Raw genomic sequence first — 1,514 nt, 5'->3', positions numbered from 1 at the left:
CAAAGGTCGTCCGAAATCCCTTTCAGACGACCTTATGTTATTCAATCTCGCATCATATTTTACCAATCTTGCTCATTCAGAAAATATTTATCCTCCTGAATATCGCATCGCCTCGTTGACATATATAGACTCTCCTCAAAATTGCTTGTTTACTCTTTATCCATGTTAGTATAAACCTATTTTGAACATGTATTTTAATCATGAGTAAACATATTCTCTTAGGTATTAGTGGCGGCATTGCCGCTTATAAGTCTTGCGAGTTGGTACGCTTGCTGAAAAAACAGGGGCATTCAATCAGTGTGGTAATGAGCAAAACATCAACCGAATTTATTTCACCACTGACTTTTCAGGCTTTAAGCGGAAATCCTGTCCTAACGGATATGCATGAAAATGGCTTAGGAAATGGCATGGCTCATATTAATTTAACACGTGAGGCAGATGCACTGGTCATTGCTCCTGCAACAGCCAATACGATTGCAAAAATTTCTAATGGCATTGCCGATAACCTCCTGACCAATCTTGTTGCTGCACGGAAATGTCCTTTAGCAGTTGTTCCCGCCATGAATGTAGAAATGTGGAACAACCCTGCCAATCTGCGCAATATCGAACAACTACGTTCAGACGGTATTACTGTCTTTCAGCCGGCATATGGCGAACAGGCCTGTGGGGAAATTGGACTTGGCCGAATGCTTGAAGCAGCTGATTTGGCTGATTTAATTTCCGACTTATGGACACCTAAAATCTTATTAGGCAAACGTATTTTAATCACAGCCGGAGCAACGTTTGAAGCCATCGACCCCGTACGCGGTATTACAAACATCTCTAGCGGACAAATGGGTACGGCTTTAGCACGGGCATGCAGGGCTGCAGGGGCTAAAGTAACTCTGATTTATGGGCAACTCCAAACTACTATTCCAACCGGGCTTTTTCATACAGAACAAGCCGTAAGTGCTGAAGAAATGTTCCGTGCTGTTCACAATCATATTACCAACCAAGATGTATTTATCTCCGTTGCAGCTGTTGCTGACTATAAGGTGAAAAATAGCAGTTCCCAAAAAATGAAAAAAGATGGTTCCGGTAAAGTTTCTGTTATCGAATTAACGGAAAACCCTGATATTCTCGCTTCCATTGCTTCTTTACCTACCCCTCCCTTCTGTGTCGGGTTTGCCGCTGAAAGCGAACGCGTTCTAGAATATGCCAGAATCAAAAGAATCAGGAAAAATATCCCTATGCTGGTTGCAAATCAAATTTCCCAGTCAATGGGAAAAACGACTAATCAGATCACCATTATTGATGACGAACATGAGATTTCATTTCCAGAAACAGATAAACGTCAAGCAGCAGATAACATTGTCCAACATCTTGCAGCTCGTCTGAATCGTTCATCGTGAATAATATAGCAACATAATTCTCAAAATAAGTGAGAACAATAACTATTTTTTTCCTGAAAAAATCCAAAGGTCGTCTGAAAATTTTAACGAAACTGAACTGCACCCCAAAAGTTGGACATCCCC

General features: G+C 41.1%; 1 protein-coding gene. It reads left to right on the top strand.

Annotated features, from left to right (window positions below; translation table 11 throughout):
* Window positions 1-200 precede the first annotated feature (200 nt).
* Window positions 201-1,391, top strand: a complete 1,191-nt coding sequence (gene coaBC, locus HMPREF2954_RS08460) for a bifunctional phosphopantothenoylcysteine decarboxylase/phosphopantothenate--cysteine ligase CoaBC (protein ID WP_045073919.1) — start codon at window positions 201-203, stop codon at window positions 1,389-1,391.
* Window positions 1,392-1,514: the final 123 nt, after the last annotated feature.

Origin of the sequence: Neisseria sp. HMSC067H09 (genome assembly GCF_001814135.1) — a bacterium.
GTDB lineage: Bacteria > Pseudomonadota > Gammaproteobacteria > Burkholderiales > Neisseriaceae > Neisseria.
This window is presented reverse-complemented; position numbering and strand designations above follow the sequence as displayed.